This is a genomic window from Paenibacillus sp. NN59 (genome assembly GCF_057597225.1).
Map to the genome: position 1 here is coordinate 704730 of NZ_CP199678.1, position 25195 is coordinate 729924.

The 25195-nt window shown below is 48.0% G+C and carries 25 protein-coding genes; 21 read left to right on the plus strand and 4 right to left on the minus strand.

Translation table 11 applies throughout. The features are described 5' to 3' along the window. The 7 genes from ACT89M_RS03235 (at position 1) to ACT89M_RS03265 (ending at position 7278) form a co-directional block, all read left to right on the plus strand. On the plus strand, positions 1–1386 hold the full coding sequence (locus ACT89M_RS03235) for a hypothetical protein (protein WP_487344992.1): 1386 nt from the start codon (positions 1–3) through the stop codon (positions 1384–1386). A gap of 49 nt (positions 1387–1435) precedes the next feature. Then, positions 1436–2866: a hypothetical protein gene (locus tag ACT89M_RS03240; protein ID WP_487344993.1), complete on the plus strand. Its 1431-nt coding sequence runs from the start codon at positions 1436–1438 to the stop codon at positions 2864–2866. Positions 2867–3053: 187 nt separating this feature from the next. Beyond that, the gene (locus ACT89M_RS03245) at positions 3054–3791 is read left to right on the plus strand and encodes an ABC transporter ATP-binding protein (protein ID WP_487344994.1); all 738 of its coding nucleotides are present in this window, start codon (positions 3054–3056) and stop codon (positions 3789–3791) included. A 16-nt stretch (positions 3792–3807) separates the two neighbouring features. Further along, positions 3808–5064, plus strand: a complete 1257-nt coding sequence (locus ACT89M_RS03250) for an ABC transporter permease (protein WP_487344995.1) — start codon at positions 3808–3810, stop codon at positions 5062–5064. Between the two features lie 210 nt (positions 5065–5274). After that, positions 5275–5685, plus strand: coding sequence for a hypothetical protein (locus ACT89M_RS03255; protein ID WP_154892191.1), 411 nt, complete (start codon positions 5275–5277; stop codon positions 5683–5685). 352 nt (positions 5686–6037) lie between these two features. After that, the gene (locus ACT89M_RS03260; RefSeq protein ID WP_221789174.1) at positions 6038–6367 is read left to right on the plus strand and encodes a transposase; all 330 of its coding nucleotides are present in this window, start codon (positions 6038–6040) and stop codon (positions 6365–6367) included. A gap of 5 nt (positions 6368–6372) precedes the next feature. Next, positions 6373–7278: an IS3 family transposase gene (locus tag ACT89M_RS03265; protein WP_308723561.1), complete on the plus strand. Its 906-nt coding sequence runs from the start codon at positions 6373–6375 to the stop codon at positions 7276–7278. A 141-nt stretch (positions 7279–7419) separates the two neighbouring features. On the opposite strand, the gene ACT89M_RS03270 is transcribed toward ACT89M_RS03265, so the two are convergent. Together ACT89M_RS03270 and ACT89M_RS03275 are read right to left on the minus strand one after the other, a co-directional pair. Continuing rightward, positions 7420–7644, minus strand: coding sequence for a hypothetical protein (locus ACT89M_RS03270; protein ID WP_341181552.1), 225 nt, complete (start codon positions 7642–7644; stop codon positions 7420–7422). A gap of 117 nt (positions 7645–7761) precedes the next feature. After that, positions 7762–9030, minus strand: a complete 1269-nt coding sequence (locus tag ACT89M_RS03275) for a BaiN/RdsA family NAD(P)/FAD-dependent oxidoreductase (RefSeq protein ID WP_154891892.1) — start codon at positions 9028–9030, stop codon at positions 7762–7764. A gap of 194 nt (positions 9031–9224) precedes the next feature. Here ACT89M_RS03275 and ACT89M_RS03280 point away from each other — a divergent pair, with 194 nt between their 5' ends. The 3 genes from ACT89M_RS03280 to nadE all read left to right on the plus strand — a co-directional run bounded on the left by ACT89M_RS03280 (position 9225) and on the right by nadE (position 12547). After that, positions 9225–10919 carry a two-component system sensor histidine kinase NtrB gene (locus tag ACT89M_RS03280; protein WP_186809851.1) on the plus strand — a complete coding sequence of 565 codons (1695 nt, stop codon included), beginning with the start codon at positions 9225–9227 and terminating at the stop codon, positions 10917–10919. Positions 10920–11140: 221 nt separating this feature from the next. Further along, positions 11141–11575: a BrxA/BrxB family bacilliredoxin gene (locus ACT89M_RS03285; protein WP_090924929.1), complete on the plus strand. Its 435-nt coding sequence runs from the start codon at positions 11141–11143 to the stop codon at positions 11573–11575. A 162-nt stretch (positions 11576–11737) separates the two neighbouring features. Next, a complete protein-coding gene (nadE, locus tag ACT89M_RS03290) occupies positions 11738–12547 on the plus strand; it encodes an NAD(+) synthase (protein ID WP_090924930.1) in 810 nt (269 codons plus the stop codon). 36 nt (positions 12548–12583) lie between these two features. On the opposite strand, the gene ACT89M_RS03295 is transcribed toward nadE, so the two are convergent. Continuing rightward, the gene (locus tag ACT89M_RS03295; RefSeq protein WP_308723482.1) at positions 12584–12721 is read right to left on the minus strand and encodes a hypothetical protein; all 138 of its coding nucleotides are present in this window, start codon (positions 12719–12721) and stop codon (positions 12584–12586) included. Between the two features lie 115 nt (positions 12722–12836). On the opposite strand from ACT89M_RS03295, the gene acpS reads away from it, so the two are divergent. Continuing rightward, positions 12837–13247: a holo-ACP synthase gene (gene acpS / locus ACT89M_RS03300; protein WP_308723483.1), complete on the plus strand. Its 411-nt coding sequence runs from the start codon at positions 12837–12839 to the stop codon at positions 13245–13247. 89 nt (positions 13248–13336) lie between these two features. Next, positions 13337–14608 (plus strand): A/G-specific adenine glycosylase, encoded by a 1272-nt coding sequence (mutY, locus tag ACT89M_RS03305; protein ID WP_221791452.1) that lies wholly within the window; start codon positions 13337–13339, stop codon positions 14606–14608. Between the two features lie 61 nt (positions 14609–14669). Here the strand turns inward: mutY and ACT89M_RS03310 are convergent, their stop codons facing one another. After that, positions 14670–15281, minus strand: a complete 612-nt coding sequence (locus ACT89M_RS03310; RefSeq protein ID WP_123066845.1) for a superoxide dismutase — start codon at positions 15279–15281, stop codon at positions 14670–14672. A gap of 417 nt (positions 15282–15698) precedes the next feature. On the opposite strand from ACT89M_RS03310, the gene ACT89M_RS03315 reads away from it, so the two are divergent. From ACT89M_RS03315 to ACT89M_RS03355, 9 genes are all read left to right on the plus strand, one after another. Next, on the plus strand, positions 15699–16124 hold the full coding sequence (locus tag ACT89M_RS03315) for a GNAT family N-acetyltransferase (RefSeq protein ID WP_090924581.1): 426 nt from the start codon (positions 15699–15701) through the stop codon (positions 16122–16124). A 315-nt stretch (positions 16125–16439) separates the two neighbouring features. Beyond that, a complete protein-coding gene (lepB, locus tag ACT89M_RS03320) occupies positions 16440–17024 on the plus strand; it encodes a signal peptidase I (RefSeq protein WP_186812458.1) in 585 nt (194 codons plus the stop codon). A gap of 185 nt (positions 17025–17209) precedes the next feature. Then, on the plus strand, positions 17210–19126 hold the full coding sequence (gene queG / locus ACT89M_RS03325) for a tRNA epoxyqueuosine(34) reductase QueG (RefSeq protein WP_308723484.1): 1917 nt from the start codon (positions 17210–17212) through the stop codon (positions 19124–19126). 21 nt (positions 19127–19147) lie between these two features. Beyond that, a complete protein-coding gene (locus ACT89M_RS03330; RefSeq protein ID WP_090924579.1) occupies positions 19148–20173 on the plus strand; it encodes an HD-GYP domain-containing protein in 1026 nt (341 codons plus the stop codon). Positions 20174–20350: 177 nt separating this feature from the next. Next, on the plus strand, positions 20351–20614 hold the full coding sequence (locus tag ACT89M_RS03335; RefSeq protein ID WP_090924578.1) for a YneF family protein: 264 nt from the start codon (positions 20351–20353) through the stop codon (positions 20612–20614). 56 nt (positions 20615–20670) lie between these two features. Beyond that, positions 20671–21264 (plus strand): GTP cyclohydrolase I FolE, encoded by a 594-nt coding sequence (gene folE, locus ACT89M_RS03340; protein ID WP_090924577.1) that lies wholly within the window; start codon positions 20671–20673, stop codon positions 21262–21264. 236 nt (positions 21265–21500) lie between these two features. Continuing rightward, positions 21501–22253, plus strand: coding sequence for a lipoate--protein ligase family protein (locus tag ACT89M_RS03345; protein ID WP_373323335.1), 753 nt, complete (start codon positions 21501–21503; stop codon positions 22251–22253). Between the two features lie 72 nt (positions 22254–22325). After that, on the plus strand, positions 22326–22550 hold the full coding sequence (locus tag ACT89M_RS03350) for a hypothetical protein (RefSeq protein WP_090924575.1): 225 nt from the start codon (positions 22326–22328) through the stop codon (positions 22548–22550). 206 nt (positions 22551–22756) lie between these two features. Further along, positions 22757–25153: an S-layer homology domain-containing protein gene (locus tag ACT89M_RS03355; protein WP_308723486.1), complete on the plus strand. Its 2397-nt coding sequence runs from the start codon at positions 22757–22759 to the stop codon at positions 25151–25153. Positions 25154–25195: the final 42 nt, after the last annotated feature.

A 25195-nucleotide genomic window follows, 5' to 3' on the forward strand; every position in this document is an offset into this window, starting at 1 on the left:
TTGAACTTAAAAGGGAAATTACCCAGATCGTTTACTCGTCTGGCAAGCATTCCGTTAGCCATTTTGGCCGGAACATTGGTTATGGGCTTCGGTTCATCTCATGCATATGCAGATGATGCTCAGAATCAGGCGGGTTCAAGCAAATCGTCCAGCGGATTGTCACTGAACCTGTTTTCACGCGATGCAGATGGCAGTCTTGATCTGACTCCATCAATATCGATATCCACACCACTACTGGGTGTAGAAGTTCCTTCGATCCAAACGAATGCATCTACCGGCAAGCTAAGTGTATCTGAGTTGAAGGTCGATACACCGCTTGGATCGGCAGGAACATCGCAGATTGGCATCGATGCGAAGCAAGGAACGGTGGATATGCCTTCTGTGCAAGCAGATACGCCTGTCATTCAAGCAGATGTGTCTAGCAGTCAGGTGAATCTACAAGAGGGAACAGTCTCCTTGCCGGGTATAAAAGCCGAGGTTCCTGAGGTCATCAAAGCAGAGACGTCTGCTGTCCACACAGACCTGCGGCAAGGTAAGGTTGAACTTCCTTCCGTGAAAGTTGATATTCCTGAAGTTACATCGCTCGATGTCAGGGCATCAGGTGTGAACCTGAGCCAAGGCAAGGTACAGCTTCCAACGGTGAAAGCGAACCTACCTGCTACGGGTATAGCAACGGAAGTTGATCTTGGTAAAGGGAAGATTGAACTTCCGGTTGTGAAACCGGAGCAACCAGCGAAGACTTCAGATCAGCCAAGTACTGTACAAGTACCTAAGGATGAGAAGCGATTTCCAAGTACAGCAACTGATTCACCTTCGTCTCAGGGTAAAGTGAGTGGACAGAACACGGCACAAAATGAAATACAGGTTACAGGTCAGGTGATTGATCGTGAGATCAATCCGGGCTCAGTCACCGAACCTACTATTTCTCAGGCTGTGCCTGTGGAACAGGATGGTCTGAACCAGCGTGCTGAGGAGACGAATGCAAACGTATCTTTACTGGATAATGAGTGGTTGCAAATGGACACATTCTTTAGCAGATCAACAGCCGAGGACCAGGATCAGGGGAATCTGAATATAGATCAGGTAATACCTGAAAAGCAGGATGAAGCCTCTGCACCATGGCAACCACGGACAGAACGACCGGCTAACTGGTCAGTTATGGCAATAGCCCCTTCTGCAACGACTACCTCTACAGGTACAAGCTCCGGTTCGCCCGGTGTGACGGGGGGCGGAGCATCCGTTCCAGCTGTAGCACTGCCTCTGGCGTTAACAAGTCCGGTGATGCCGGGTTACGACTTTGCTTTTGACATGGAACGTTTGGATGGTTTCAGCCAGTGGTCACAGGCACCACCAGGTCAACCGCCGAAACATACCTCTTTCTCATAAACAACAATGGCGTTAATTCAACCAAAAATGAGAAGGAGTGTATATTATCATGAAAAAAGTGAATCGTTGGGTAAAATTGTCGGTATTGTCGGGTACGCTGGTAGCTGGATTGCTGGGAGCTTCACAGGCAACCTATGCAGATAGCTATAACAGCAACAGCAGCGGTAATTTGGATCTGAATGCAGGTCTGCGTCTGGAACTGGGATCATTGCTATCAGGACAACGTGACGCTGGTTACGGGAATACTGGCAGCTATGGGGGTTCATCCAGCACAAGCGGTGCATTAAATCTGGATCTAGGGCTCAATGCCGGTGTATCCGCCGAGAACATGAACCGTTACAATAGCCAATCTTCGGACAATAGGAGTGAGCGAAGCAGCTCTGGCAAACTGGGCCTCGGTCTGAATGCCAATGTGTCGGGAGAAGCAGCAACGATGAACGAGTATTCACGAGATGGTCAGGCACGCAACAGCAACACGAACAGCAGCTATGCCAGCGAAAGCCGCGGCATGCTGGATCTGGGTCTGAACGCGAAAGCGGAAGGAGAGAGTGCAGCCATGGCTCAATCCGACCGCAACAGTAACGTGAACGACCGCGAGCGTAATGCAAGCAGCAGCTATGCCAGCGAAAGTCGCGGCGTGCTCGATCTGGGTCTGAACGCGAAAGCGGAAGGAGAGAGTGCAACGAAGGCTCAATCCGAACGCAACATTAACGTGAACGACCGCGAGCGTAATGCAAGCAGCAGCTATGCCAGCGAAAGCCGCGGCGTGCTCGATCTGGGTCTGAACGCGAAAGCGGAAGGAGAGAGTGCAACGAGGGCTCAATCCGAACGCAACATTAACGTGAACGACCGCGAGCGTAATGCAAGCAGCAGCTATGCCAGCGAAAGCCGCGGCATGCTGGGTCTGGGTCTGAACGCGAAAGCGGAAGGAGAGAGTGCAACCATGGCTCAATCCGACCGCAATAGTAACGTGAACGACCGCGAGCGTACCGCAAGCAGCAGCTATGCCAGCGAAAGCCGCGGCATGCTGGGTCTGGGTCTGAACGCGAAAGCGGAAGGAGAGAGTGCAACCATGGCTCAATCTGAACGTAACAGTAACGTGAACGACCGCGAGCGTAATGCAAGCAGCAGCTATGCCAGCGAAAGTCGCGGTGTGCTCGATCTGGGTCTGAACGCGAAAGCCGAAGGAGAGAGTGCAGCCATGGCTCAATCCGACCGCAATAGTAACGTGAACGACCGTGAGCGTAATGCAAGCAGTAGCTATGCCAGCGAAAGCCGTGGCATGCTCGATCTGGGTCTGAACGCGAAAGCGGAAGGAGAGAGCGCAACGAGGGCTCAATCCGAACGCAACATTAACGTGAACGACCGCGAGCGTAATGCAAGCAGCAGCTATGCCAGCGAAAGCCGCGGCGTGCTCGATCTGAACGCTAATGCGGATGCAGAAAGTGAAACGATGACTATGGTGGAGAGTAATCGATAATATGAGTTTTCACTGAACATGAAGAAGCAGGGGCTCCGGAACCCCTGCTTCTTTTTATGGGATTAGAACCATTAGAAATAAATGGCCAACTTTTTGCTCAATTTGATCAAACATGATACTCAAAACTCATTTACAATATAAATAGTTCATCACGTATAAAAAGGATAAGAACAGGAGTGGTTAAGCCATGCAGCATGCATCGCAGGAAGAAACAGCTTTACCCGATTCCATCCTGAACGTACATATTCGCGAAGCGGGTTACGCCCCGGGGCAGTCTACGATCCGGAATATTCGGATGCACGTGGCGCCGGGAGAGTTGGTCGGGATTATCGGACCCAATGGTGCAGGTAAAAGTACAACCATCAAGACATTGCTTGGCCTGCTGGAGCATGCCGACTATGATGTAACCATTGGTGGGGAAGGGCGTTATGCCTACATTCCCGAACAGCCTGTTTTTTACGAGTACATGACCTTGTGGGAACATCTTGATCTGGCTGCCGCAGCGTATGAAATAGAAGAAGAAGTATTTGTTCCGAGAGCAGAAGAACTGTTAGTCCGTTTTGGTATGGATCATGTCCGTAATGATCTGCCAGCGAGTTTCTCGAAGGGCATGCGTCAGAAAATGATGCTCATGATCGGATTTCTCTCCTCACCGGATATCTATATTGTGGACGAGCCCTTTATCGGTTTAGATCCGCGTGCAACAAAGGATTTTCTGAAATTACTTGATGATGAGCGCCGCCGAGGAGCGGGCGTGTTAATGTCTACACATGTGCTTGATACGGCAGAACGGATCTGTGACCGTTTCATTCTGATTGCTGCCGGCAGGTCGGCTGCGGAAGGAACGTTGGATGAGATTCGGGCTACGGCGGAAATGCCGGAAGCGTCGTTGTTTGATTGTTTTGACACGTTAACATCCGATTGAAGAGAGGAGAGGCCTGATGGTGGAGCCCAAACGTTATACCCCGCATCTTCTATATCAGAGAAGAAAGAGAGAGCATCTTCGGGAACAGTGGCGCAATCTCAAGCTTGTGGTGGACTGGACAGTCTGGCTGTATCTGCTAGTTCCAGGAATGTTATATTTTATCGGCTACTACGTCAGTCTGTGGACAAAAGCATTGCCAGCATGGGCAAGCGGGGGCATATCATTCCCTTTACTAGCAGGGATTATCGAACTGATCATCCTGACGGGTGGAGTTCTTCTTTTTATCGAAGAAGCGGATGTATTGTTCCTGAAATCGAGAAGGGTCTGGATGCGAACACTGATGATGCGAGGACTTGTGCGGGTGACGGTGTTACAACTTGGAAAAATGATACTTATTACTGCAGTGGTTGCACCGCTATTCGTTCGTGTGTATGAAATGTCTCTTTTACAGATTGTGCTGACATGTTTCTGGTTGGGAACCGTAGCGTCACTTCAAGTCATTGCTATACATACTATCAAAGTTCGATATACGGGATGGCGGCGCTGGCTCTCATTGGCCTCACTTGTGATCGCCATGGGATGGATGACTGTCCGCACGTCGGCTTGGATGTTAGGGGACATGTATACGTGGAAAATCATGCTCAGTATTGCCGCCGTTCTGCTACTGCTCATTACGATGATCCAGATGAGATTACGTATGAAAGGTACATTTGAAGGCGATGTGCGTGAGGATTTGCGAAGCAGGCTCAGGTTAACAGCACTGATGTTAAGTCAGGCCGTGAGCAAGCCGAAGTCTCCACAGACACGAACAATTATTTTTCGTAAACCTCGCAAACTATTTCGTAAACGCTCCATTCCGAATCGGACAGCAGAGATCGCGTTTAAAGCATTTTTTCGGAATTCCGAGACGTTGAAATTGTATTTGCAACTGGGTGGGTTGTCTATTGCAGCGGTAGCCTTGCCACCGTTTCCGGTCAATGTCATCGTATGTGGGTTACTGGTCATTATGCTAACCGTGATGTTGTACCGTGCTTGGGATGGATTGGCTACGTCGGAGTATGTACAGCTTGTCACGTATGATTCTGCTGCGCTGCATGAAGCAGGCTCTATTATGGCGCGTATGTTATTGCTCCCACTTGTTGCAGTGATGGGGTATGTCATGGGAGTGTTTTGGCTGGACTGGCTTTCCGGTTTTCTGACGGCTGCGTGCACAGTGGCATTGGGTTATGGTTCAGTGTCCGTTGCAGGCTTGATTAGACAGACTCGTTCATGATTTGTTTTTGTATCACTAGGCTTGAAAGGAATTTGCTATCCGAGGCGCATATCACTTGGTTGAACTGCCCATGCTATAGAAGAAAAGGAATGTGAAGCACATGAATATTAGGTCGTCCTGTTTATGTATCTCTGGATTCATGGATGTTTTGATTTTCAATAGGTTTCACGGACTGAGGTTAGAAATATCTATAGTGAGGAGAAGTTGAGCATGATGGATAACGGTGAGCTTCAAGTACATTTTTCCGATCCTTCGGCACTGTTTGAGGCAAAAGCAACCTTGGAGGAATTAGGCTATAAGCCATATCAATCTGCACCACTTGAATTATATATTCCGACGGATCGGCAGGACCCGCAATCCGCAGTAGAGATTGTGCAATCACATGGAGGGAGTGCGGTGTTTGCTTCTTCTGTTGATCAACTGGATCAGTTCCAAAACGTATCCATTCCGGCACATCTGGTGAATGAGGACTGGAACGAAGGCTATGCACGCGGCGCAAGCCAAACGGTAAATTACGGTCAAAACGTTGATCAAGGAGTAGACCAGGGCGAACATAATTATAGTGATGATCCTGTTTATGATGACTCGGCGGATGGATTTTCCGGTAGCGTTAAAGCTTGAGGAAAAACTGCACACACGAATACATTTCCCCCGTACCTATCGCAGCAAACTGCAGGGTTCATCTGAAACTTACCTTGGAGCTGTAAAAAGTATCAAGCAAAGCAAAAGGCACCCCTTCGGTCATTGATAATGACATGTAGGGTGCCTTTTTGGTACAAGCCAATGATGCAGGTTGAGTGAGTGTCCCATGGGTTATCGCTGTATCTGAACATTTTCTAACGATCACAGAGAACGCTATTTGCTCGATTTAGAGGTGTTTGAAACTCTAACGATCTCCAGCTTTAAAGCCCCCTAATCCAATTGGACACTCAAAGCTACCTCAGATACACTAAATGAAATGAGGAGAGTGTTCATGAAAAGACGATTTAGATGCCCAGTTGAGGCGAAAAAGGAGTATGTCGTAGAGGTGCTTTCTGGCCTCCGGACAGAGGTCGTGGCACGAAAGTACGGCATGTCTCCTAAAACGCTGACGACTTGGGTTCGTCAATACGAAGATGAGGTGGGGGAACTGGTGGCTAAAAAACAAAAAGAAACACAACAAATACAGCAAGATGCAGCCAACTATCAAGAATTACAGGAGAAATACAATGAAGCTTTGAAACTTCTTGGCGCAAAAGAATTAGAAAACCAGATTCTTAAGGATCTCGTTAAAAAAAAGTATCCCGACTACAAACCGCGATAGGTTGGATTGAGCGAGGATATCCTGTCCGTACGGTGCTCCGGATCTGCGATGTTCCTCGCTCAACATATTATTATCACTTGAAACACCCTGAACGCCAGCAACCCATAAGTAGCGGACGAAAAATCCCTGGATACTCTTACAACCAGCAAGGGAATCGTATTTCGGACACTCGGATTGTCGGGTTTCTTCGTCGTTTGATTCAAGGGCCAAATGCAGCGTTTGGCTACCGAAAACTAACCGTGTTGTTACGCCGAAAGTACAATCTGGTAATTAACAAAAAGAAAGTATATCGGCTCTGTAAGTCTCTCAGTATCCTTCTCCCTCAGCGCGAACAAATCCATACCGTACCGAGAAAAGTAGCTAATAACCGAACGGTAGATGGGCCTAACCAATTGTGGCAGATGGATATCAAGTACGGTTATGTTGCGGGGAAACGCCGGCACTTTTTCCTCGCAAGTATTATTGATGTTTTTGATCGTCGAATCGTCGCTCACCATCGCGGTAAAGCCTGCGACACGCAGAGCATCCTGCATACGCTCCGGCAGGCTATGGTAACGCGACGTATCCCTAAGACCGAGCCAAAGCTCGTGATTCGTACCGATAACGGCCCTCAGTTTATAAGCAAAGCGTTTTATAACTTCTGTGAAGAAGCAGGTTTAGAGCATGAGCGGACACCCGTTCGAACACCGAATAAAAATGCTTTTATTGAATCGTTTCATAGTGTTCTGGAACGTGAGTGTTACCAGCGACATTGTTTCGAAAGCTACGAAGAAGCCTTTTCCGAGGTAGACCGTTATATCCGTTATTACAACAAAGACCGTATTCACGGCAGTCTACACGACTGGTCGCCGACAGATTACCTGCGCCTGGTCAACGAAGGAACCATAGAGCCCAAATCCATTGCATTATGATGCATCAATCTGAGAAAAAGCTAGCTAGTGTCCAATATTAAGGGGTTGAACCGCCAGAGACGTTATTTTAGTAGAAATGGCTCATTTCAAGCTGTAAAGGCCTGTTTGGTGCCAAATAGCGTTCCTGGTGATCGTTAGAATTTAAAAATGATTAATTTCCACGGAATAAGGTTCGTGGTGATCGTTAGCGCTGAACCATGCGTAAAGCGACTCGCCAACTACCAGCATCGCACCGCACCGAACCACAACAACCGACACAGGCAACATATTGATGTGCACATTAAAGCCACGTCTGCAACGTGCATACAACACCGATACCTGAGAGATGGCAAGCAACATTTCACCACAACAGTCTGCCCCAGACACAATTCGATCACTCCATGCACTGGCCCTTGATCCTGTATGTCAACATCGCGTGGCACAGGCACTTGTCCCGACCATGAACGCCGAAAGCAAAAAGCAGAACACCAACCACCAGCTTACCTACGCATTAACATGTCTGTACTCCGCGGCATGCATGCCCGCAGTATACCCTGTAGAGAATGCAGCGGTAATGTTATAACCTCCGGTATAACCGTGAATATCGAGTACTTCTCCGCAAAAGAATAGTCCGGGCAGCAGCTTGGATTCCATTGTTTTAGGGTATATTTCCTTTAAGTGAACTCCACCTCCGGTAACAAAGGCTTCTTTAAGTGATCTTGTGCCGTCAACGCGGAAGGTGAAGGATTTCATCAGTTCGCACAGATGGTTTAACATACCTTTAGGGAAATGGTGAAATGTCAGGTCATCCCCGATCTCCGCGCGTTTCATCAATAGTGGAATCAGACGCTCTGGCACCCATGTTTTCAAAATATTTTTGACAGCCTTGCGTGACTCCTGCTCTAGGCCTTGCTTCACTTGTGCTTCCAGCGCGGCAGGGGTAAAGTCAGGGAAGAGGTCGATACTCATGGTGACCTGTGTATTCCCTGATTTCATCTGAACTTTGCGAATAAACTGACTGCAGCGTAGGGCAACCGGGCCGGATACACCAAAATGGGTGAAGAGCATATCTCCACGGTGAGAAATGACAGTTTTGCCTTTGGCATCGAGTACGGACAGGGCAATGTCACGAAGAGACAAGCCCTGTAATTCCTTGGACTGAATCCAGCTCTCTCCAGATACGATCGGCACCTCGGTTGGATACAATTCTGTGATAGTATGACCAGCCGCCTCAGCCCAAGGATATCCGTCACCTGTGGAACCGGTTTGCGGCACGGATTTGCCGCCTGTTGCAATAATGACGGAGCGGCCGTGAATGATTTTGCCTGAAGCGAGCTTAACACCTTGCACTTGCTGACCGTTATGAATAAGCTCTTTAACAGGTTCTTTCGTACGAATCTCGACGCCAAGAGAAACAATTTTCCCGACAAGCGCATCAACAACCGTCTTGGCTTTGTCCGTGACAGGGAACATTCTTCCGTTGTCTTCTTCTTTCAAGGCAATGCCGAGATTTTCAAAAAAACGCATGATGCCCTGGTTGTCCAGATTTTGAAACGAGCTATATAAAAAACGTCCATTACCCGGAATATGTCGAATAAGCTCATCCGTTTCTTTGGCATTGGTTACATTGCAGCGTCCTCCGCCGGAGATGCCCAGTTTGCGGCCTAATTGATCCCCTTTGTCCAGCAACAGCACAGATGCTCCGTGCTCGGCAGCTGCCACACAAGCCATCAGACCAGCGGAACCGCCACCTATTACGATAACGTCATACATACATAATTACCTTCTTTTTGATTGATTTTGTCTGTTTTTTATAGACAATGTCTGTTACTGCCTCTTTCTGAAATCAGACAGGGTGATTCGGTGTTCTATTTTGCAGTCTTAAGCGATATATTGTAATAAGCTGTCGCCTATGTTTTAATCAGAATTAAATGAGGGAATGTACAGGCAGAGGAGGAGATGACATTGTGGTTGCGTTAAAGGACATTCTTTTACAAGTACTGCTGGCCGGATCGGCAGTATTCCTGATTCCCTTATTATATTTGGGTCTCTCCAAACAACAGGTCATGCGGATGGATCATGCAGGTAAAGTCAATTTCAGCTTTGCTGCAACAAGTGTCATCAGTATGTTACTCTGTCTGATTTTTGCATTATCTGTAGGTTCCGAGACCGTTCCTATATCCCTGAGTATCATCCCGGTTACTCTTGCGATTCTATATTGTAAAGCCCACATAGGCGCTGCCTTGTCTATTCTACATATTCTCTTCTATTTTCTATTAGCACATCCCTATGATCTGTACGGATTTCTTCTTCATACGGGAATACTTCTCTATCCTATTGTATGGTTGTCTGCCAAACGATTCAAGCATAATACGTGTTCACGCAAAATGAATACGGTCATCGCGTTGATTACCGCTGAACTAGCTGTTGCGAGTCTGTTATGGGTGGTTTATGTCTATCCTTACACCACATATTCCAAGCTTCATCTGATTTTGTCAGCACTTGGATATACAGCAGGTGCACTGGCTGCTGGGGGCATGAGCCAGCTGTGGCTGGATCGGATGGGACGTTATCGCGGAATGGAACAGCAACTATCTGAAGAACATCACCATTACATAAGTGAAACGGAGAAACTGCACCAGATTTTGAATGCAGTACCTCTTTCTATAGCCACGGTAGATGTCGAAGGCAAAGTTGTGTTTGTAAACGAACTGATGAAACAAACGGCAAAAGAACAGCTTCCATGCACATCAGCACATAACTTGATTGGGCAGCACGCCAGTCAATTTGTCGAGCAAGAACAGGCGGATAAGATGGAACACAGTATTCAGCAAGCGGTTGTTCATGGTGAAGTAAGTGTGCTGACCGTGCGATACGGATCGCATGTATTTCTTTCCCGAACGGTGCCGATCTATGCTTATGCTGCAAAAGGCTCGAAGGAAGTCTCGGGAGCTATGATCACTATTCAGGATGTTACCGAGCTTGAGATGTTGCGTAGCGAACTTGATAATGTGGATCGTCTAAGCTTGGTGGGACAGATGGCGGCGAGCATCACGCATGAGGTGCGCAACCCGATGGCTGTGGTGCGAGGGTTCCTCCAGTTAATGCAGGAAAAGAGTCCTGAATCCCTGAATCATTATTATCGGATCGTTATGGAGGAATTGGACAGAGCCAACAGCATTATCAATGATTTTCTGTCCCTGGCTCAGAACCGTATAGCAGAAAAAGAAGAATCACAATTACACGATATCATTCATGAGCTAAGTCCTTTGTTATGGGCAGACGCCAATCTGCGAGGTCAGAGCATCGAACTGATGCTGGCCCATAATGTGCCGAAGCTACATCTGAATGCAAAAGAAATTAAACAAGTCGTATTGAATCTTGCTCGTAATGGAATGGAAGCCATGACGGAAAAAGGTGTGCTTACCTTGGAAACACGGATGGTTGATGACCGGGTGGAACTGTGTGTACACGATACAGGGCCGGGAATACCACCAGTGAAGCAGGAAAAGCTATTTGAACCATTCTATACAACCAAAGCTAAAGGAACCGGACTGGGATTATCCATGTGTCTGAGCATTGTCGAACGCCATAATGGCACAATTACCGTTGAATCTGAAGAAGGACAGGGAACGACCTTTAAAGTTGCCTTCCAGTGTTAGCTCATCAGCATATTTTGCCAGACCATAAGCCATAATAAGTGAGAGAAAGCTGTTCCGCAGGTGTTGTCTGAACCTTGCTTTCATTGCATGGGGATGTATAATAGGAATAGCACAGCGTGTATCCATTTTTTTCGATATGGACGCATTCGTTGGTGCATAGCTATTGTCCTCTAACTCTTCAAACGAGATCATAGAACAACCATTATAAGGAGTGAAACTGAATGTCGATGTCATTTGATCAATACATGAGAGATATGGTTCAGCCAATGCGGGATGAGCTGACTCGTCTGGGAATCCAGGAGCTGCGTACACCGGAAGAGGTTGAAGCAAGCTTGCCTGATGCTAAAGGAACAGCACTGGTTGTAATTAACTCTGTATGCGGATGTGCAGCAGGTCAATGTCGTCCAGGGGTTGCTCAAGCACTTCAGAACGATTTAACACCAGATCATCTCTACACCGTATTTGCTGGTCAAGACAAGGAAGCTACGGCGAAAGCGCGTGAATTCTTTGCACCATACCCGCCATCCTCACCGTCCATCGCTTTGCTGAAAGACGGAGAACTCGTTCACTTTATCGAGCGTCACCAAGTGGAAGATCGTTCTGCAGAGGAAATCGCGGCTGACCTGACAAGTGCGTTTGAACGTTACTGCCGTTAATCCGCTTCATAGAACGCCCCGCACTTCGGATGCCCGATGCCGGGGCGTTTCATTTTGGACAGATCAGGTTATTGAACCATTCGAACCTTTCTAGCTGGACATCAACATACCTTTCAAACGAGCATCAAAATTCTATTTTAGTAGAAACGGGGTGTACGAACGATGAGTTTGCAACAACAGATCATCGCTGAATTGAAGGTTAAACCGAGTATTAATGAAGCTGAGGAAGTACGCAAGCGTGTGGATTTTCTGAAGACGTATGTCAAAAATTCCGGTACCAAAGGATTGCTGATCGCCATTAGCGGCGGTATTGACAGTGCTGTGGCAACGGCACTTTGCAAACAAGCTACGGACGAGCTTACCGCGGAAAACAATCAAGAGTACAAAACGCTGGGTGTGTTCCAGCCTTATGGAGAGCAAGCAGATATCCAGGATAGTTATGCTGTAGCCAAAGCATACGATCTGAAGCATGTTGTGGAAACAAACATCGAGGATGCCGTGAATGAAATCGCGCTGGAAGTAGAGCAGGGCTTCAAATCTCTTGGCAGTCCGCGTCATATGACTCATCAAGGCAAGGGCAATGTGAAAGCAAGAACACGTATGGTGATGCAATATGCGCTTTCTTTTGAAGAAAACCTGCTGGTCGTAGGTACGGATCATGCATCCGAAGCGATTACGGGCTTTTACACCAAATGGGGCGACGGAGCCGTGGATATCACACCACTGAGCACTCTCAACAAACGTCAGGTTCGTCAGCTGGCTGCTTACCTGAAAGTGCCGCAATCCATTCTGGACAAAGCACCTTCGGCCGGACTATGGGAAGGGCAAACGGATGAGGACGAGCTGGGCATCTCATACGAGGCGAACAGTGATTACCTTGAAGGCAAGCAGATTGACCCGGCTGCGCAAGAGCGTTTGGAGGCCTTTTACACACGCACACATCACAAACGTAATGCGATTCCTGGTATCTAAGGTTGGGGATTTAAAAGTGTAATCGAGTAGCGTACTTCATTTTGCAAATGAGTCGTTGCTAACAAAAAGAGTCAATGCCTTGAGCAGCGGCTCTTTTTGTTGTTCTATCTTACCGCCATTTCGTAGGGAGAAAATTTTAGCAAAAGTGGAAACGCGGATAACAGGTACTCGCATCCATGCACGCCTCCTGCTACAATAGAATATGTGTTCGGAAAGCTATGGATTCGTTGAAGTAAGGATTACTAAAGATTATCTTTTATAGCCTAAAAGATTAAGCGGGTGAATCGTTATGATATATGGCATTGGCAACGATGTATTAGAGATAGAACGGTTACGCAGGTTGCTGTCTGGCCGCCAGGCAGAGGCATTTATGAAGCGTATTTTAACTCCGGCTGAACAGGAAATTGCAGCTAGGCGCGGGAAACGGATGGCGGAGTTTGTATCCGGGCGTTTTGCGGCCAAAGAGGCGGTATCCAAAGCATTCGGATGCGGGATCGGCGCTGTCATGGGTTTTCATGATATCGAAGTGTTGCCAGATCCGTCCGGTCGTCCAGTCGCTACTTTGTCCAGTCAGGCCTGGGAGCGGCTTCGGCTACCGTGTGGTCAGAGATACCAGATCCATCTAAGCATTACACATCAGACGGAGCTGGCCGCGGCATTCGCGATCATTGAGCAGGGCGCGGGTGAACCGCTTGAGTGATATACGTATAGATGCGTCATTTAAAATGAGGCGAGGAATTGCCTCTCGCTGAAATCGGGAGAAACGTGTGTACAGGAAAGGAAGGGCATATGGGTTTACAAGAACAGAAACGACATTTCAGCGTGAATCTGCTGGATTGGTACATGATTAATCGTCGGGATTTGCCGTGGCGTCGCCACAACAATCCGTATTTTACTTGGGTTTCGGAGATTATGTTGCAACAGACGCGTGTAGATACGGTGATTCCGTATTTTAACCGATTTATCGGGAATTTCCCGACCGTCCAGGCTCTTGCCGAGGCACCGGAGGAAGAGGTGCTGAAAAATTGGGAAGGGCTCGGATATTATTCAAGAGCGCGTAACCTTCAGGCAGCAGCAAGGCAAGTTATGGAGCTGCATGGCGGAGAGATGCCGCAGGACAAGCAGAGCGTCTTTGCATTAAAAGGAGTCGGCCCGTATACAGCCGGCGCTATCCTCAGCATTGCCTTCAACCAGCCACAACCAGCGGTGGACGGCAACGTCATGCGGGTGCTGTCCCGATATTTCCTCATTGATGAGGATATTATGAAGGGTAGCACCCGGGTTTTGATGGAAGAGCTCGCGGGAGAGCTCATTCCGGAAGGGCGAGCGCGTGACTTCAATCAGGCGCTGATGGAGCTTGGCGCGCTGGTATGTACACCCAAAGCGCCGCATTGCTTGACTTGCCCGGTGATGGAGCAATGTTCCGGCAGAATTGCCGGAAGGGAGCTTACGTTGCCGGTCAAGACCAAAGCGAAGCCGCCACGCCCTGAGCAGCGGCTTGTTGCCCTGGTGGAAGGCCGCGGTGCTCATCGCGGCCGTGTGCTTGTGCGCCAGCGCCCAGAGACAGGCCTGCTGGCCCGGATGTGGGAGCTGCCGCATGTGCTGGCGGCGCCTGCCGCAGCAGGTAAGGCGGCAGCGCCGCTGGCGGATGAGCCGGCCATGGCTTTGTTGGCCGGCAGTCTGTGGGCGGAAGGCTTCGCTGCCCGCCCGGAAGGGCTGGCTACCCATGCGGAGCATGTGTTCAGCCACATTGTCTGGAGCCTACAGGTGTACAAGTGCACCGAGCAGGACCAGAGCAGTGAGCTTCCGCTGATCGCCGCGGAAGCCAGAGCCGCCTATCATGCACAGGCGGCATCAATGGCAGAATCAGCCCCAGCTGCAGAATCATCTTCATCCACCGCCGCTCAAGCGGCGCAGGAAGCGATGACAGGCAAAGGCGATGGCCTCACTTATCAATGGATCGGCCCGGAGGATATGGAGAAGCTGGCGTTCCCTAATGTATTTCTGAAGCTTCTTCGCAACTATTTTGCTGGAGCCTATGATGAGGCAACGGAGCAATAAACAAAAAAGAGCCTGAATCGATCACAAGGATCGATTCAGGCTCTTTTATTCGAACAGCGTCTTATTTCGCTGCTGCGTAACGTTTGTTTACTTCATCCCAGTTGATTACGTTCCAGAATGCACCGATGTAATCAGGACGTTTGTTTTGATATTTCAGGTAGTAAGCGTGCTCCCATACGTCCAGACCCAGAACTGGAGTCAGACCTTCGAAGAGCGGGCTGTCTTGGTTAGGTGTGCTAGTGATGGACAATTTGCCATCTTTGCCTACAACGAGCCATGCCCAGCCAGAGCCGAAACGAGTTGTAGCTGCTTTAGCGAAGTCTTCTTTGAACTTGTCAAAGCCGCCCAGTTCGCTGTCGATTGCTGCTGCGATGTCACCTGTTGGTGCGCCGCCGCCGTTTGGTCCAATGATTTCCCAGAACAAGCTGTGGTTAGCATGTCCGCCACCGTTGTTACGAACCGCTGTGCGGATGCTTTCTGGCACGCTGTCCAGGTTAGCGATCAGATCTTCCAAGCTTTTGTTTTGCAGTTCAGGAGCGCTTTCCAGAGCTGCGTTCAAGTTAGTTACGTAAGTGTTGTGATGGCGATCGTGGTGGATTTCCATCGTTTGTGCATCGATATGTGGTTCCAGTGCATCGTTAGCGTAAGGAAGTGCTGGTAATTGAAAAGCCATAGTGAAATACCTCCTGAGATTTTGTGATTTGTTGTTAAGGTACATATGTAATAATACCCTTGCCATTATTATTAAACCGCATTCGGGATAATTAATCAACATTTTTGTTTATTAAGTCCCCCGAACCGTTAATCAAAAGCGAGGCCAGAGATAACAAACATATTTTACCCATTATGAATAAAATTATGAGATTTCGACGGGAAAAATCGTTAAAATTAAAGCGGAATCAATGTAAACGTTTACAATAAAGCGCTTTCAGAAGAAAATGCGTGTTTTATGGAGAAAAGTATGGTTTAATTGACGAAGAAGCGGTATTTTCTCGTTTTTTGTCATTATATGAACATCGGGTTTTTGGTAAAAGGGGATTCCCTTTTTGGTAAAACCTCATCTAAGCTAACGAAAAGGGAGATTTAAAACATGCACGTTCGTTCCTTTCAGTTGAGTGATGCAAGCCAGATGACGGAGCTTCTCCAGGTTGCACTATCGGAAGAGTGTTATGAGAACACGATGGGCCCGTTTGCCCGTCAATTGTCATGGGATTCTGACCTGATCATGGTTGCGGAAGAAGAGGGAGACCTCGTGGGCGCTTTGATTGGTACGATTGATCAAAACCAGGGTTGTATCTACCGTATTGCGGTTCATCCAGACTATCGTCGCCGCGGCGTCGGTAAAACACTTGTCGAGGCTATGGAACAGCGGTTCCAGCAGCGTAAAGTCAGCCAGATTTGGGTGGCTGGTGATGAGCACAACAAAGCAGCCATGCCTTTGTATGAAGCAATGGGATATGGGGCCAATAAGATTCTGAGTGCTTTTCAGAAACTTAGTATTTTGTCCAAGGCTTAATCGATGTAGGTAAATTCGGTGTAGTTAGACAAAGAAATAAAGGGATTTTCATTTCATATTAGGCATATCTGTTCACGCATCATGGCGTGAGAGATATGCCTTTCTATTTGTATGAGGAGGAAGGGAATGATATGCATCCTGTTTCCTTTTTCCCAAAGCGTGTATAAAAGATTGTAATTGTCTGTATGCTGGTGGGCATCTCCAATTGTTTCGCTCTTGCAAATAGAGTAGACTGAAAAGGAGTACGACCAAGGTTATACGATAAATCTACAAACTGATAAATGAGGTGTCTCTTTGAATTCTAATATGCCTTCTATGGAGCATTCGACGTTTGAGGAGCAAAATCAGAAGCCTGTCCCCAAGCAGGCAGGGAAGTCCTGGTCAGCCGAATTGTGGGACTGGGTGAAGACCATTGTGGTGGCTTTTGTGATCATGATGCTGCTTAACCTGTTTGTATTCAATCTGTCGATGGTCAAAGGACAGTCTATGCAACCCACGCTGGTCGAGTCTGATCGTCTGTTTGTGAACAAGATGGTCTATCATTTCGGTGAACCGGCCCGGTCGGATGTGATCGTTCTTCGTGATCCGAGTGAAGATGCAGGCAAGAAAGATTTTCTGGTGAAACGAATCGTTGGACTTCCTGGAGATACAATTGAGGTCAAAGACCATCATCTATATGTAAATGGTATTCAGCAGGCAGAGAGTTACACCGACATTGAGGTACAGGACCCTGATTTTGGGCCGCTTACCCTGGCATCGGATCATTTCTTCGTCATGGGAGATAATCGTCATGAAGGCAAAAGCAAGGACAGCCGTGTGTTTGGGAGTATAACTTCCAGCGAGATCGTCGGTAAAGCCGAGTTTATTTTTTGGCCATTCTCCGAGATGAAAAAGCTGTAAAATGTTGGACCACAACAACTTCGAAGCGCAATTTGCGTTTAACCATACAGGCACGTAGACTTTACATTTAAATCGTATGCAAGACTTATATCGTTATAGTTCAGCGCCTGGTCTCTTAAGTGAGGCGGGCGTTCATTGTTTAAAGATAACGAGATTACGTGCCTTATAGAAAAGAGGGAAGAACAATGACGAACGTACGGACCGGGGCAGCACAGGCCGCCTCCGTATGGGAAGCGTTAAAGCAGGAGATCAAGGCGGCAGGCCCGGAAATGGGTATAGATGATATTGGATTTGCTTCAGCGGACCCCTTCATCTCTCTGAAGTCATTGCTGGAGCAATCTCGGGATAAGGGATATGCGTCAGGATTTGAAGAACCGGATATTGATAAAAGAGTGCATCCCGCCCTCCCGGATAGCGAGCCAGCTTCCCTGATCGCCATAGCTGTAGCTTATCCGTCCAAAATGGTCAATCCGCCGAAGTCGGAGCCTGGCGCGTACCGCGGCATTTTTGCTCGTTCGGCTTGGGGGCAGGATTATCACCAGGTGCTTCGCGCAGCGATGGACAAGCTGGTGAATTTCATCCGTGAACGCGTACCGGAAGCGATCATTGAAAGTATGGTGGACACAGGTGCGCTCGTGGATCGCGCCGTCTCCCAACGGGCGGGGATTGGGTTCAGTGCCAAGAACTGCTCGATTATATCGCCCAAATTCGGTTCGTGGATATTCCTTGGGGAGCTTGTCACGAACATTCCGTTCCCGCCAGATACTCCCGTCACTGAGGATTGCGGGGAATGCACGAAATGCATTGATGCCTGTCCTACAGGTGCGCTGGTTGGCCCTGGCCAATTGAACGCGCAGCGTTGTATATCTTTTCTGACCCAGACAAAAGGGTTCTTAGATGAAGAGTTTATGTTGAAAATAGGCAACCGTCTGTACGGTTGTGATACATGTCAGATTGTATGTCCGAAGAATCGGGGCAAAAATTGGGATCATCATCCCGAGTTTCATCCCGATCCGGAGGTTGTAAAGCCTTTGCTGTTGCCGCTGCTGGATATCGGTAACCGTGAATTCAAAGAACGTTTCGGTCAAAGCTCTGCCGCTTGGCGGGGCAAAAAGCCGATCCAGCGCAATGCGGTCATTGCACTGGGCAATTTCAAAGACAAAAGCGCTGTACCGAAGTTAACGCAGGTACTGAAGCGTGATCCGCGTCCGGAGCTGCGGGGGACCGCCGCCTGGGCGCTGAGCAGAATTGGAGGAGAAGACGCCATGAGAGCTATTGGGGAAGCTGCCGCGATCGAACAAGATGGGAACGTGCTAAGTATGCTGCAGAAGGCCGAGGAGAGATTATTATCGTCCGAGACCTTACCCGATCGACCGCAGGCGGAGCAAGTGAAGAAACAACAAGCAGATACAGTGGAAGCTGTGCAATACACACAAGCAGCCTCTTTTTCTCAGGCAAGAGATACGGAGTTCGGGGAGGAGACACAGCGGACTGCGAACGTTATTAAAAGTGAAAGTGACGGTGAGCCTGAGCAGTCCGTCGCCTCGGGCAGATCCGAAGCAGCTGCATGGAAGCCATCTGCAGTAACCGGGCTTCACGGCAAACCTGTGTATTATGATGAGGTGTTGACACCGATCGGGACACTTACCTTATGTGCAACGGATGAGGGACTGTGTCATATCGATTTTGGCGCTTTTCATGTTCGGGAAGCTCATCTGCAACAATGGGCCCGTACGTGGGTCGGTGAATACCGATATGAGAAAAACGAAGAGAAGCTCAGCGAAGCTGCGGGGCAGCTAGTGCAGTATTTTGCTGGGGAAAGAACGACATTTGACTTGCAGCTTAAGCAGTATGGTACTGCATTCCAGCTACAAGTTTGGGAGGTTCTGTCCGATATATCTTATGGAGAAGCCTTAACCCACCAAGAGGTTGCGGAAAAGATCGGCAGGCCCAAGGCTATACGTGCAGTTTTGGATGCTATTAGCAAGAACCCAATCCCGATTATTATTCCTTGTCATCGATTGAGCGGTAAAGATGGCACTCTGGTAGGTTACGTAGGCGGTCTGCAAACCAAGGAGCAATTGCTCACATTGGAGCAGTAATCGTAAGAGCGGGGGACGTTCATGAAGTATGTAAACGTGGAAAGCGTGGAGGCGGGGGAAATTTTGGGCAAGACGGTGTATTCCAGTAATGGGACAGTGTTGTTGTCTGCCGGAGTCCAGCTCACCGTGTTTATGGTCAATACGCTGAAGCGTATCGGGGTAACCACGCTGTACATCCAGGATGAAGCGTATAAAGATGTGGATACAGAAGATATTCTGGATGAAGCCACGAAAAGGGCCATTATCAATGAGATGAGCGTTACGCTGGAAGCGGTACGGTCCGGGAAAGACTGGAGTCCGAAGAAAGTCGCGCTTAGCATAGACAAATTATTGAATGATGTGCTAAACGGGCGAGAATTGCTGGTGCAGTTAACCGATATCCGAACCCAAGACAATGCACAATATGTTCATGCGATGAATGTTTGTTTGTTGTCTTCGGTTATTGGGCTGAATATGGGGCTTAACTACAATCAGCTCAAGGATCTGGCTGTAGGTGCCCTTTTACATGATATTGGGAAAGTAGGCGAGCCTCCGGGTACTGTTCCTACTTCAAAGCTGCATCACACATGGCGTGGCTTTGAAGTGATCAAGAACAAGCGTGAGTTCAGTCTGCTCGTTGCGCACACTGCACTTCAACATCATGAACATGAGGACGGCAGTGGTACACCAAGGGGAATCAGAGGGAAGGACATCCATCTTTTTGCCAAAATTGTAAGTGCAGCCAACATCTATGATAATCTCATTAACGGTCTGTCAGGCAGCAACATGCTTCCCCATGAAGCGTGTGAGGCAATGATGGCGATGTCCGGAACGAAGCTGGATCGCGATATTCTGATTGAGTTTAATAAAAGTGTATCCGTATATCCTAACGGGACTGCTGTTCGGCTGTCTACGAAAGAGACCGGCGTCATTGTCCGCCAGCACCGCGGGCTGCCAGGAAGACCGGTTATTCGGGTGGCTCACGGCAACACGCGTTATTCGCTGGATGTTGTTGAGATTGATTTGGCCAAACAGAACACGATCTTTATTGAAGGAGTACTGACGTAAGTGATATAACTGGAAAATGCGTTTGCTCAGGACGTGTGGAAATGCTATGATAATTCTCAGGAAATCCGGTCGGTGTTATGTTTGCATCATGGTATTAATCTTCATCATTCATGATGTGTACAAGCACAGATCATCCGTTTTTTAAGATTGCATATTGCATACAGAGGTGTCTAAGAGATGGATATTGTAATACCGATTATTACATTGATTGTGGGTCTGGTCGGTGGATTTTTCATCGGGGTGTTCTACCTGCGTAAACAGCTTGAGAAAATGCAAAGCGACCCTGACATGTTACAGAAAATGGCGAAGCAAATGGGCTATAACCTGAATGGCAAGCAAATGCAGCGTGCCCAGCAGATGATGAAGAACCAGCAACCAGGCGCAAAAATGCCTCAGCCGACTCAACATCCTGCGCGTAAAAACTCGGGCCGCCGAAAATAATAGCTGTGGGTGATTAAATCGCTTGCAGGATGTGGTTCGAAAGGAGGCGCTTGGCAGTGGCTGGCGTGAAAGATTATTTGAATTCCAAAGTATCCGACAATCGGGAGAAGATCGAGTATCATGTCGAACAAATTCTCAAATTGATCGGAGAAGATAGCACACGTGAAGGGCTTCTGGAAACGCCTGCGCGTGTAACCCGGATGTACGAAGAGATTTTTGGTGGATATGAAGTGGATCCCCGTGACGTGCTGGGTGTCACCTTTGACGAGAATCACGAAGAGCTGGTCATCGTGAAAGATATCGTGTACTACAGCCAGTGCGAGCACCATATGGCACCGTTCTTTGGTAAAGTCCATATTGGCTATATACCAAGCGGGAAAATTGTGGGTCTAAGCAAAATGGCACGCCTGGTTGAAGCGGTAACACGCCGTCTTCAAGTACAGGAACGTATTACATCGCAGATTGCGGACATCTTGACCGAAGCAGTTGCACCGCATGGTGTGATGGTTGTCGTAGAAGGTGAGCACTTGTGCATGTGCTCCCGCGGCGTGAAGAAACCGGGCAGTAAGACGGTAACGTCTGCTGTACGTGGATCTTTCCGTGATAACCCTGCACAGCGTGCGGAGTTTCTGTCTCTGGTCAAAGAGTAATTATAAATAAGCCGAGTTCCTTTGGGGAACCGGCTTATTTATATAGGGCATTTTTTTTCGTATTTGTCGGAGGGACTGAAACTACATATGAATTCGATAGTCGGAGGTTATGGACGATGAATATACCTTCCCAATTCAACCAACTGCCTGAGTCAGAGAAGAGCGAGTTGACTGTACAAAGAATATCCGCTGAGCAGCATTCATCGCTGCGTTTGCAAATTTGGGAGACACCGCTTATGCGCCTTGGCAGCAGTGTACTTGATGCTTTTGCATGGGAAGAAGTGATGTGCAGACGTGTGGGAGCAGGCCATCTGCCTGTTGCTCATATATGGCGACACCCAGATGCTTTTGTGGCCGGCTTACGCGACCGAAGGCTGCCGCGGGCAGTCGAAGCGATGGATGTTATCAAAGGTCAGGGGACAGCCGTATGTGTACGGCCTTCTGGTGGGGCCGCAGTTCCGTTGAATCCGGGTGTTGTGAACGTGTCGCTGATCTTGCCCAATCCAGGGCACGCAATTAATATTCATGACGATTTTCGCGAGATGGCTTCGATCATTGCCGAGTCGTTAACTCCTTGGTCAACTCAGGCGCAGACAGGAGAAGTACAGGGGGCGTTCTGTCCTGGGGATTATGATGTCAGCGTGGGTGGATTGAAATTTTGCGGTATTGCTCAGCGGCGTCAGGCCAAAGCGTACATCATCACGGCATTTATCATTGTGGAAGGTCAGGGGGATCGGCTTGCTGCGGAGGTGCGTAAATTCTATGAAGAGGCCTCGGGAGGGATAGCTGAAGGATATCCTGAGGTAAAGCATGGAACTATGGCAAGTCTGCAGGAGCTGGCAGGGGTGCCTTCCACGGCTGCGTATACGGCTTCGCTGGTACGCACATTGCGCAACAGGTATCCTCATGCAGCGACAGAACGGGTGCTTTCTGTTGATGCGGATGATGTGTTGCGGACGGCAGAACAGATGAAACAGCGCTACGACTGAGTTCTTTATCAATAGGCTTGGAATTGGTGAAGAGAGATGGTATGATGTGATTTCGGAAGGAGAGGATTTAGAGTGGAAACATTGCGATATACATACCTGTATGAAGTCATTTCAACAGGTGAAAAATCAGAATTCAGCCAAATGGCAACAAGTAAAGAAGAGGCGGCTGCCCTGATTGTGGCACGTATTGCCGATCTGGAGTTCACAGAAGAGTCCGATATCAAACTGGGCGATCTGATCGCCATCAGCAAACAGGTTGGCGACAACTATGTAGCGTGCGAGGGCTGTGCTTCTTAACATATGTATGTTATGTATGGATTGTAATATGAAGTCGATATTGAGGCGAATCTCTAATGAGAGGTTCGCTTTTTTTTGCGTGGATTTCATTTTTGAGTCAGATAACATCTATAAAGCATGAACCATGTCGTATTATGTTCAGAAAATGTTCAGAATACATTGTTATACTCATCCAAAAAGCCTACAAGGAAGGGAAGGTTTATACGATGAGAAAGTCAGTGCAAAACAAGTTTTCATGGATGTCTCGTCCAATGAAATTCTTTTTGATGGTTGTGTTAACACTTGGTATGGCGAATAACGTTTATTTCTCAGGAAAAGCACATGCTTCAGTCGGAATAGATTTTGTCGGTGGTGATCCAGATTATCCCCTTCATGGAAAACTCACTGCAACAACATTCAACTTAAAAGTGAAGTTAACGGAAAGTGCACGTTTATATTATGATAACAGGGTGGTGGATTGGGCAAATACGAATCCAGATTTGTCATCGATAAAGGAAAATGCCCTAAGTAATGGTACCTATGTTGATTTACAGGCAGGTGAGGAAAGAGACCTCTATTTCAATCACCTTCAACCCTCTACAGATCACTTTATATATTTTACAGCAGATGGGCCAAACAATGAATTGGTTGACCTAGGGAGTGAACTTTATCAGACTAGCGCAGGCTCACCGGTTACTCCTTCCCAAGTGAAGGCTGTTGCTGGTGATGCTCAAGCGAAGATTAGCTGGAGTTCAGACTCTTCCGTTACGGATGCTGTTTATATGTATCAAGGTTCCAAAGAGCCAATTGATCCTGATAGCTGGATTGATATCACAAGTATGTTAGACGGTGAAAAGGTCATCCATGGTTTGACGAATGGATTGCCTTATGTTTTTGCAGTTAAATCTACATTCAACGATGATCATACCCAGTCCGATTATATCGTCTCTAACGTGATCACACCTGGTTTACCTGCTGCACCTGCGGCACTAACTCCGCAGGTTATTAATGGACAAGTTCAGTTAAACTGGAATAGTGTACCTGAGGTAGACGGTTATGTCGTATATATGTATCAGGGCAGTACTGCGCCACAAGATCCTGAGAATTGGACTAAAGTAGCTGGGCCGATGGATACATTGCAGTATACCGTTTCAAATCTAACGAGCGGTCTACCTTATGTATTTGCTGTTCGATCTTCAAGCAACGCGGGAATGTCAAAGTTTAAAGTATCCGCATCGGTAACACCGCAATCTCCTGGCAATAGTGGGGGAGAAGTTGTTGTGACACCTTCTCCATCACCATCTAGCTCTTCGCCTTCATCACCGGTTTCATCGACTCCACAGAAGGAGATTATTAAAGTGGATGTGGCAAATGGCGAGCTGGCCTCCACCATTGATTCCTTGGAAATCAGCCGGACTCGTGGAACAGATGGTACGATAAAAGACGAGCTTGGATTAAATCCAGGTAAAGCACAGTCGGTTATTAATCAGTTAAAGAAAACCGGCTCACGTACAGCTGTTGTTCTGATTCCAGATGCGAAAGATGAAGTCTCTCAGTGGGACGTGAAACTAGCGCGGGAATCGACTAAGTTGTTCACTGAACAAGGAATCGAGTTGGTTATTTCCAATCCAAACGTGAAAGTAACCATTCCAGCCACATCTATGAAAGACAGAACAGATGATGTATATTTCCGTCTCGTGCCTGTAAAGAAACAGGAGACACGTCTGGCTATCGAACAACGATTGCTGGCTAACGAGACGATTACTCAATTCGCCGGCACCAAAGAAATTCAGGTGTTGGGACGTCCGATGACGATTGAAACGAATCTGCAAAGCCGTCCTGTAACGCTTGTCCTGCCGGTAGACAGCAAACAGCTTGCAGGTGTGAAACCAGCGGATCTTGGCGTGTATATCGAACACAGCAATGGAACAAAAGAGCTGGTACACGGTAAAGTAGTGACATTGAATAAAGATAATAACCAGCAAGGCATCGAGATCAATGTGGATCAGTTCAGTACCTTTTCCGTGGTACGGGTCAAAGACTGGGCTGATGACACGGCAAAAGCCAAACCTTATATTCGCGGCTATGCAGATGGTCGTTTCCAACCGGAGTGGTTCGTAACACGTGCCGAGATGGCGGCACTCATTACGCGTGTAACAGGCACTGTAGAGTCTGAGAGTAAAGCATCATTTACTGATGTTAGTGCTGGCCACTGGGCTTATGACAGTATCTCTGTTGCTACTCAAGCCGGTTACTTCACAGGTTACGCAGACGGTAGCTTCAAACCGGGGCAAGGAATTACACGAGCAGAGATGGCGAGCGTATTACAACATTTGCTGAAAGCTGAACAAGCAGTGACATCCGAAGCAACAACTGCATTCACGGATGTGAAGCAACACTGGGCACGGGAAGCGATCGCTCGGCTTGATGCTGCAGGAGTTCTTACAGGATATACGGATGGTACCTTCCGTCCTGAGAAACTGGTATCGCGTGCTGAAGCAGTGACTATGATCAATAAATTGATTGGTCTTCAGCCTGCAGCAACAGCGCTAAAATCCTGGTCGGATGTACCCGATACCCATTGGGCTTACCAAGCGATTCAGGCCGCATCCATAAAGGATTGACGACCAGCACGTTTCAAAGAGATATCTTTCAGTCTTTGACTG

Coding starts and splice junctions, on each gene's coding strand:
- ACT89M_RS03345 (WP_373323335.1), top strand. CDS start 21,501: ATGCGCCTTGGCAGCAGTGTACTTGATGCTTTTGCATGGGAAGAAGTG.
- ACT89M_RS03330 (WP_090924579.1), top strand. CDS start 19,148: ATGAAGTATGTAAACGTGGAAAGCGTGGAGGCGGGGGAAATTTTGGGC.
- ACT89M_RS03250 (WP_487344995.1), top strand. CDS start 3,808: ATGGTGGAGCCCAAACGTTATACCCCGCATCTTCTATATCAGAGAAGA.
- mutY (WP_221791452.1), top strand. CDS start 13,337: ATGGGTTTACAAGAACAGAAACGACATTTCAGCGTGAATCTGCTGGAT.
- nadE (WP_090924930.1), top strand. CDS start 11,738: ATGAGTTTGCAACAACAGATCATCGCTGAATTGAAGGTTAAACCGAGT.
- ACT89M_RS03335 (WP_090924578.1), top strand. CDS start 20,351: ATGGATATTGTAATACCGATTATTACATTGATTGTGGGTCTGGTCGGT.
- ACT89M_RS03285 (WP_090924929.1), top strand. CDS start 11,141: ATGTCGATGTCATTTGATCAATACATGAGAGATATGGTTCAGCCAATG.
- acpS (WP_308723483.1), top strand. CDS start 12,837: ATGATATATGGCATTGGCAACGATGTATTAGAGATAGAACGGTTACGC.
- ACT89M_RS03260 (WP_221789174.1), top strand. CDS start 6,038: ATGAAAAGACGATTTAGATGCCCAGTTGAGGCGAAAAAGGAGTATGTC.
- ACT89M_RS03245 (WP_487344994.1), top strand. CDS start 3,054: ATGCAGCATGCATCGCAGGAAGAAACAGCTTTACCCGATTCCATCCTG.
- ACT89M_RS03310 (WP_123066845.1), bottom strand. CDS start 15,281: ATGGCTTTTCAATTACCAGCACTTCCTTACGCTAACGATGCACTGGAA.
- lepB (WP_186812458.1), top strand. CDS start 16,440: ATGGAGCATTCGACGTTTGAGGAGCAAAATCAGAAGCCTGTCCCCAAG.
- ACT89M_RS03315 (WP_090924581.1), top strand. CDS start 15,699: ATGCACGTTCGTTCCTTTCAGTTGAGTGATGCAAGCCAGATGACGGAG.
- queG (WP_308723484.1), top strand. CDS start 17,210: ATGACGAACGTACGGACCGGGGCAGCACAGGCCGCCTCCGTATGGGAA.
- ACT89M_RS03275 (WP_154891892.1), bottom strand. CDS start 9,030: ATGTATGACGTTATCGTAATAGGTGGCGGTTCCGCTGGTCTGATGGCT.
- ACT89M_RS03255 (WP_154892191.1), top strand. CDS start 5,275: ATGATGGATAACGGTGAGCTTCAAGTACATTTTTCCGATCCTTCGGCA.
- ACT89M_RS03355 (WP_308723486.1), top strand. CDS start 22,757: ATGAGAAAGTCAGTGCAAAACAAGTTTTCATGGATGTCTCGTCCAATG.
- ACT89M_RS03240 (WP_487344993.1), top strand. CDS start 1,436: ATGAAAAAAGTGAATCGTTGGGTAAAATTGTCGGTATTGTCGGGTACG.
- ACT89M_RS03295 (WP_308723482.1), bottom strand. CDS start 12,721: ATGCGAGTACCTGTTATCCGCGTTTCCACTTTTGCTAAAATTTTCTCC.